The sequence below is a fragment of the Pseudomonas sp. AIG genome (genome assembly GCF_977020205.1).
Genome location: NZ_CDROCK010000096.1, coordinates 1 through 7,709 on the forward strand (window position 1 = coordinate 1; position 7,709 = coordinate 7,709).

Genomic DNA, 7,709 nt, shown 5'->3' on the forward strand with positions numbered 1-7,709 from the left:
CCCGAGCCCCAGCGAGCGGGCCGCACGCAGGAGCAAGCCTTTTTGGTTACTTTTTTCTGGGCCGGCACTCCGGGCGTCTGGAAAAAGTGACCCGCCGTCAGGGCGGAACCCTAAGCCGCCGTGACCGCAGCAACGGATATGTACTCAACTAAACCCAACTCACCCAGCCTGACGCGAACTCCTATACATAAACACCAAAGCCACCCCCAAACACACCATCGCCAAAATCCGCGAACCAGACAGCTCAATCGCCGGATTCCCCAACCAGCCAAAATTATCAATCAACATCCCCATCCCCAACTGCCCGACAATCACCGCCACCGTCGCCACAGCCGTCCCCACCACCGGCACCGCCCCGACCATCACCATCATGTACACCACGCCAAACAACGCCCCCGTCAACTGCCACTTCGGCACATCCAACAAGCTCACCGCATGCGCCGGCTCAAAAAACAAAATCAACAACCCCGTCGTCACGGCGCCCACAACAAACGTCAACAAACTACTGCGCAACACCCCAACCGACTCACCCAGACGCCCATTGATCGCCGCCTGCACACTCAACACCGCACCGGCCAACACCACCACCGCCAACAAAATAACCAGACTCATCACTCACCCCCGCGCAATCAAAACCAAAGCCACCACAATCAACCCCAACGCCAGCCAGCGCTCGGCATTGACCTTCTTGCGCGTCGCGCCGAACCAGCCGAAATGGTCGATCAACACACTCTTGCCGACCTGCCCGGACAGAATCGCGATCATGGTCATGGCAATGCCGATATGCGGCGTCGCCAACGTCAGCACCACCACATACATCGGCCCCAGAAACCCGCCGATCAACTGCCAACGCGGCAGATCCGTCAGTGCCGGGCCTTTTTGCGGGCCGGCGAACAACAGCAGTAAAAACAGAATCGCCGAGCCGACCCCGAAGATGCTCAAAGTTGCCCACAGATGCCCGACCTGTACACCCAACGGCCCGAGCAACCCCGCCTCCACCGACAAACCCATGCCCGCCAGAATCACCAGCGGCAGCAACAACAGGCGCAACCCCGACTTCTTCACCGGCGCCGCAACTGCGACCTCATCCAACGTCTGCATAAACAGCATTCCACTCAAGTAAACGATGGCGCGGATTATCGGCTGGCGAAGCTGTGCGATAAATGGGAGCATCCGGACAACACTTTTGCGCAATTCGCACAGCAGGACACATCATGCACGGGCTCAATGAACTCGGATTCAAGGCACTCAGGCTGTTTGTGGCCGTGCTCGATCACGGCAGCTTCTCCGAAGTGGCCCGCCGCGAAGGCGTGGCGCCCTCCTCGATCTCCCGGCAGATCCAGTTGATGGAACAGGCGCTGAATCAGCAATTGCTCTACCGCCACACCCGCGCCGTCACGCCCACCGAGGCCGGGCGCATGCTCGGTCACCACGCGCGGCTGGTGCTGGTGCAACTGGAAGAAGCCGAACAGGCGCTGCAGGAACAGCAAAGCGAACCCACCGGTCTGGTGCGCATCAACGCCCCGGTGGTGTTCGGCCAGCGCCATCTGACGCCGTGGCTGGGCCAGTTGTGTGCGCGCTATCCGAAGCTGCAACTGGATATCCAGCAGACCGACCATTACGTCGACCCGTTGCAGGAAGGCGCCGATCTGCTGTTCCGCATCGGCCCGCTGCACGACTCGAGCATGCAGGCACGGATTCTGGCGCCGCATCGCTTTCAGGTCGCGGCCAGTCCGGCGTATCTCAAGCGCCACGGTACACCGCAATATCCTGACGATCTGGCGCAGCACCAATGCCTCGCCTACAAAGGCGCGACCGGCCAACAACGCTGGTTTTTCCGCCGCGATGGCGAGGACTGGACGCCCTATTCGGTGAAAGGCCCGATCACCGGCAACCACGCCGACACCCTCACCCAAGCCGCTGAACAGGGTTTGGGGCTGGTGATGTTTCCGTCCTGGCTGATTGGTGAGGCGGTGCGTGACGGCACACTGGTGCCGGTGTTGGGGGAGTATCAGGTGTCGAACAGCCTGGAGCCGCAGCAGATTGCGGTGTTGTGGCCGGGGAGCCGCAGGTTGTCGGTGAAGGTGCGGACGGTGATTGATTTCTTTGTCGAATGCTTTGGTGAAGTGCCCTATTGGGATCGTCCCTGAAAACTGAAAATCAAAAGCCCCTCACCCTAGCCCTCTCCCGGAGGGAGAGGGAACTGATTGGGGGATGCTATGGAATTACGCCGACCTGAAACAGCTTTACCGAATCCATAATCGACCCAATCTTTCAGGTCGATGTACAACGCAAAACACCTCGGTCAGTCCCCTCTCCCTCTGGGAGAGGGCTAGGGTGAGGGGCTTTTCAGGCAGTCAGATCCGGAACTGCCCGACCAGTTTGCCAAGCCGCTGCCCCAGCTCCGCCAAACTACGCGACGTCTGCGCACCCAACTGCGTTTCATCGGCCACGCTGTCCACCGCCACCGCGATCTGATGCACACTGCGGTTGATCTCTTCGGCCACCGCCGTCTGCTCTTCCGCCGCACTGGCAATCTGCGCGTTCATCGAGTTGATCGTCGCAATCAACTCCGCCATCGCATCCAGCGAAGCCCCGGCCTGATTGGCCTGCTGCGAAGTGCCGTCACCCGCCTCGCTGGAACGGCGCATGGCTTCAACCGCTTGCTGCGTACCCGCCTGCAAACGATCGATCATCCCCTGAATTTCCTGCGTGCTGATCTGCGTACGGCTGGCCAGCGCCCGCACCTCGTCCGCGACCACGGCAAACCCGCGCCCGGCTTCACCGGCCCGTGCCGCTTCAATCGCCGCGTTCAGCGCCAGCAGGTTGGTCTGTTCGGCGATCGAACGAATCACCCCGAGCACGCCGACAATCGAGGTCACGTCCTGCTGCAGGCTGTCCAGCGACACGCCGCTGCTGCGGATGTCATCGACCAGCGCATGAATCTGTTTGATGCTGCCGGCTACCACGCGCTTGGCGCTCTGGCCTTCTTCGTCGGTCTGCTGGGCGGCGACGGCGGCGTTCTGTGCGCTTTTGGCGACTTCCTGCGCGGCGGCGGACATCTCGTTGATCGCCGTGGCGACCTGATCGGTCTCGTGACGCTGACGTTCCATCGCCTGATCGGAACGCTGGGCCTGATCCGACACTTGCGTGACCAGCCCGGTGAGTTGCGTGGTCATTTCGGTGATCTGCCGCACCAGGCCATGGATCTTGTCGACGAAACGGTTGAACGACCCGGCCAGTTCGCCGAGTTCGTCCTGGCTGGTGATGTTCAAACGGCGGGTCAGATCGCCCTCGCCCGCCGCGATGTCATCGAGGTTGGCCTTCATCAAATTCAGCGGACGCAAAATGGTATTGGCCAGCAGCATCCCCGCTGCCGCGATCACCAACAGCACCACCACCGCCACGCCGACGATGCTCAGCACCACGCCTTGCATGCGTTCCTGCACCTGCGCTTCGACCAGCGCCACTTGCGCTTCGATGCCGTCGAGGTTGACCGACGTACCAACGGCCATGTCCCACTTCGCCAGGTATTCGGTGTAACCGAGTTTCGGCACCAGCACCTGTGCGTTGCCCGGCAGCGGCGAGCTGTATTGCAGATAGTGCGTGCCGTCCTTCGCCACACTCACCAGGCCACGGTTGACGTAAACGCCGTTCGGATCGCGGTTGTCCTTGAAGCTTTTGCCCACGCCTTCGGGGTCGTTGGCCTTGAACAGGCGCACGGTCTCGGAGTCGTAGCCGAAGAAGTAGCCATCCTTGCCGTAGCGAATGCCCGACAGCAGTTTGATCGCCTGCGCCCGCGCATCAACGTCACCGGCAGCGGCGGCGTCGTACAACGGTTTGATCGTGGTCATGGCCACGGCGACATAACTTTGCAGGGTCGCTTTGGCATCGCCGAGCAGGCGTTCGCGGGTCTGTTCGACCTCTTTGTGCGCCTGTTCCTGGAGGATGAACAGCGTGGTCAGGCTGATGACCAGCGCAAAGAGCAACACCGGAAGAACGGCGAGGGACAGGACTTTAGCCTTGAGGCTCAGGCGCATTGTGGGAGCTCACTCTTTTGGTTTTATTGGCGTGGTTAAAGGCTTTAACGGCACGCCATCACAAAAGTTGAGCTTCGGTATGAGGATCGTTCCCACGCTCTGCGTGGGAATGCAGCCCCGGACGCTCCGCGTCCAACAACGTGACGCAGAGCGTCACAAGAGGCATTCCCACGCAGAGCGTGGGAACGATCACCGGCGGGGTTCAGAGAACCATCGCGGCCACCCAGCCGAACGCCAGCAGCGGCAGGTTGTAGTGCAGGAAGGTCGGCACCACGGTGTCCCAGATGTGGTGATGCTGGCCATCAATGTTAAGACCCGAGGTCGGGCCCAGCGTCGAATCCGAGGCCGGCGAACCGGCATCACCCAAGGCACCGGCGGTGCCGACGATGCAGACGATCGCGATCGGGCTGAAGCCCAGTTGCACGCATAGCGGCACGAAAATCGCCGCCAGAATCGGCACCGTGGAAAACGACGAACCGATGCCCATGGTCACCAGCAACCCGACCAGCAGCATCAACAACGCGCCGATGCCCTTGCTGTGATTGATCCACGACGCCGACGACTCGACCAGCGTCTGCACCTCTCCAGTGGCCTTCATCACTTCGGCAAACCCGGACGCGGCGATCATGATGAAGCCGATCATCGCCATCATTTTCATGCCTTCGGTGAACAGGTCATCAGTGTCGCGCCACTTGACGATGCCCGACACCGAGAAGATCAGAAAGCCAACCAGCGCCCCGATAATCATCGAGTCCAGCAGCAGTTGCACGATGAACGCAGCGGCAATCGCCACACCGGCAATCATCAGGCTCAGCGGGTTGTACTGCACCGCCACTTGCTCGACCTGCTCGATCTTCGCCAGGTCGTACACGCGCCGTTTGCGATAAGTGATGAACGCCATCGCCAGGCCGAAGACCATGCCCATCGCGGGAATGCCCATGGCGTGGGTGACATTGATACCGCTGATGTCGACGCCGCTGCGCGCAACATTTGCCAACAGAATTTCATTGAGGAAAATGTTACCGAAGCCTACCGGGAGGAACATGTACGGTGTGATCAGACCGAACGTCATCACGCAGGCGATCAGGCGGCGGTCGAGTTGCAGCTTGGTCAGTACATATAAAAGCGGCGGCACCAGCAACGGAATGAACGCAATGTGGATCGGCAGAATATTCTGCGAAGCGATCGCCACGACCCACAGCAAGCCGATCAGCAGCCATTTGACGCTGCCACCACCGGTCGCATGTTGACGGTCGACCATGGCCAACGCCTTGTCGGCCAAGGCGTGGGCTAGGCCAGACTTGGCAATCGCCACGGCGAACGCGCCGAGCAACGCGTAGGACAACGCCACCGTCGCCCCGCCGCCCAGGCCGCTGTTGAACGCCTTGAGCGTGGCATCGATGCCCAGGCCACCGGTCAGACCGCCGACCAGCGCGCCGACGATCAAAGCGATCACCACGTGCACGCGGGACAGGCTGAGGATCAGCATGACGCCGACTGCCGCTATGACTGCATTCATTTCACTTCCTCGAAAAACACTGCGGTGGAAAACCGACCGCCAGACAGAATGAGTCCGCCAACGGTTCACCGGCGGATTTGCAAAGAGGGTCTTATTAGAAGGGCGCGCACTGTGCCGCAGCGAACTCCCCTTGTCAAAGCCAACGCCGCCTCCAGTGATTGATCGTTCCCACGCTCTGCGTGGGAATGCCTCAATGGACGCTCTGCGTCCGCTTTGGGACGCGGAGCGTCCGGGGCTGCATTCCCACGCAGAGCGTGGGAACGATCACGTACAAAGCATGACAGTGCGGCAATTAGTCATATTGTGTTTCAGGGATAAAGAAAGCCGAAACGCGGCCGTTACAGTGCAAAGTCTCAGATATTTATCGAATAAGGACGTCTCCATGTCGCTCAGACAACTTTCCATCCAATGGAAAATCACCCTGCTCGCCGGCCTCTGCCTGGCCGGTATCGTGACCCTGTTGGTGGGTCTTTCGCTGTATCGCATGGAGCACAGTTCCGAACTGGTGAAGGCTTCCAGCATGGAGATGCTCACCGAGTCGGCGCAGGCGCGCATCGAGTCGCAAGGTGAAGTGCAGGCCGCCGGTATCCGCCAGCAGTTCATGGACGCCTATCAGTACGGCCACGGCTTTTCGCGGCAGGTGCTGTTCCTGCGCGAACAGGCCGAGAAGCGTTTTCTCGATGCCTTCGACCTGCGCGAAGACATGACCCGTCAGGTCAAATCCGCGCTGCAAGCCAACCCGGATCTGCTCGGCCTGTCGCTGGTGTTCGAAGCCAACGCGCTGGATGGCAAAGACGAACTGTTCGCCGGTCAGGCTGAACTCGGCAGCAATGACAAGGGCCGTTTCGCCCTGTACTGGTCGCAACCGACCCCGGGTAAAGTCACCTCGATGGCGCTGCCGGAAAGCGACATGGCCGACACCAGCACCGGCCCTAGCGGTCAGGCGGCCAATGCCTGGTTCACCTGCCCGCGCGCCACACTCAAGCCGTGCGTGATCGAACCTTACTTCTATGTGATCGACGGCCAGAACGTGCTGATGACCAGCATCGTCTTCCCGCTGATGGTCAACGGCAAAGTCATCGCCTCGCTGTCGGTCGACATCAACCTCAACAGCCTGCAAGCGATCAGTCAGGGCGCCAGCAAAAAGCTCTATGACGGTCAGACCGCCGTGAGCATCATCAGCCCCGCCGGCCTGCTCGCCGGTTACAGCCCGGATGCCGGCAAACTCAGCCAGCGTCTGGACGCGGTGGACAAAATCAGCGGCGCTGAACTGTTGAGCAAACTCGCCTCCAGCAGCAGCGTCAGCAGCCTGCACAGCAACGGCCAGTTGAAAGTGCTGTCGCCGTTCCAGCCAATTCCCGGCGGCCCGTCGTGGGGCGTCTTGCTCGATGTGCCAGAGAAAGTGCTGGTCAGCCGCGCCGAAGCGCTCAAGCAGCAGCTGGACGCGAGCAACAACTCGGGCACGCTGATCGAGCTGGGCCTCGGCGTGCTGGCCGCGTTAATCGGCTTGCTGCTGGTGTGGCTGATGGCGCGCAGTGTGACCAGACCGATCCTCGGCGTGGCGCACATGCTCGAAGACATCGCCAGCGGCGAAGGTGATCTGACCCGCCGTCTGGCTTACGACAAAAAGGATGAACTCGGTCAGTTGGCCGGTTGGTTCAACCGCTTCCTCGACAAGTTGCAGCCGATCATCGCCGAAGTAAAACGCTCGGTGCAGGACGCGCGCAACACCGCCGACCAGTCCTCGGCCATCGCCACCCAGACCAGCGCCGGCATGGAACAGCAATACCGTCAGGTCGATCAGGTCGCCACCGCGTCACACGAAATGAGCGCCACCGCGCAAGACGTCGCCCGCAGCGCCGCGCAGGCTGCCGAAGCGGCCAAGGATGCCGATCGCGCCACCCGTCAGGGCCTGACCGTGATCGACCGCACCACCGCGAGCATCGACACCCTCGCCGCCGACATGAGCGCAGCCATGGTGCAAGTTGAAGGTCTGGCCGCCAACAGCGAGAAAATCGGCGCGGTGCTGGAAACCATCCGCGCCATCGCCGAGCAGACCAACTTGCTGGCGCTCAACGCCGCGATCGAAGCGGCGCGTGCCGGTGAAGCCGGACGTGGTTTTGCCGTGGTGGCGGATGAGGTGCGTAACC

The 7,709-nt window shown here is 61.2% G+C and carries 6 protein-coding genes and 2 pseudogenes; 3 read left to right on the forward strand and 5 right to left on the reverse strand.

Annotated elements, in window-relative coordinates; genetic code table 11:
* Nucleotides 1-159: 159 nt before the first annotated feature.
* Both ACWR1S_RS30195 and ACWR1S_RS30200 read right to left on the reverse strand, forming a co-directional pair.
* A complete protein-coding gene (locus tag ACWR1S_RS30195; RefSeq protein ID WP_180699681.1) occupies nucleotides 160-612 on the reverse strand; it encodes a DMT family transporter in 453 nt (150 codons plus the stop codon).
* A gap of 3 nt (nucleotides 613-615) precedes the next feature.
* On the reverse strand, nucleotides 616-1,101 hold the full coding sequence (locus ACWR1S_RS30200) for a DMT family transporter (protein WP_416221685.1): 486 nt from the start codon (nucleotides 1,099-1,101) through the stop codon (nucleotides 616-618).
* A gap of 113 nt (nucleotides 1,102-1,214) precedes the next feature.
* Here ACWR1S_RS30200 and ACWR1S_RS30205 point away from each other — a divergent pair, with 113 nt between their 5' ends.
* A complete protein-coding gene (locus ACWR1S_RS30205) occupies nucleotides 1,215-2,150 on the forward strand; it encodes a LysR family transcriptional regulator (RefSeq protein ID WP_454566059.1) in 936 nt (311 codons plus the stop codon).
* Nucleotides 2,151-2,357: 207 nt separating this feature from the next.
* On the opposite strand, the gene ACWR1S_RS30210 is transcribed toward ACWR1S_RS30205, so the two are convergent.
* From ACWR1S_RS30210 to ACWR1S_RS30220, 3 genes and pseudogenes are all read right to left on the reverse strand, one after another.
* Nucleotides 2,358-3,179, reverse strand: coding sequence for a methyl-accepting chemotaxis protein (locus ACWR1S_RS30210; protein WP_371748313.1), 822 nt, complete (start codon nucleotides 3,177-3,179; stop codon nucleotides 2,358-2,360).
* Nucleotides 3,180-3,263: 84 nt separating this feature from the next.
* Nucleotides 3,264-4,040: pseudogene (locus ACWR1S_RS30215) on the reverse strand (cache domain-containing protein); the annotation flags it as partial.
* A gap of 202 nt (nucleotides 4,041-4,242) precedes the next feature.
* Nucleotides 4,243-5,559, reverse strand: coding sequence for a Na+/H+ antiporter family protein (locus ACWR1S_RS30220; RefSeq protein ID WP_454566060.1), 1,317 nt, complete (start codon nucleotides 5,557-5,559; stop codon nucleotides 4,243-4,245).
* A 703-nt stretch (nucleotides 5,560-6,262) separates the two neighbouring features.
* Here ACWR1S_RS30220 and ACWR1S_RS30225 point away from each other — a divergent pair.
* Both ACWR1S_RS30225 and ACWR1S_RS30230 read left to right on the forward strand, forming a co-directional pair.
* Nucleotides 6,263-7,183: pseudogene (locus ACWR1S_RS30225) on the forward strand (PDC sensor domain-containing protein); the annotation flags it as partial.
* A 201-nt stretch (nucleotides 7,184-7,384) separates the two neighbouring features.
* A partial coding sequence (locus ACWR1S_RS30230; protein ID WP_454566061.1) for a methyl-accepting chemotaxis protein occupies nucleotides 7,385-7,709 on the forward strand: 325 nt, incomplete at its 3' end.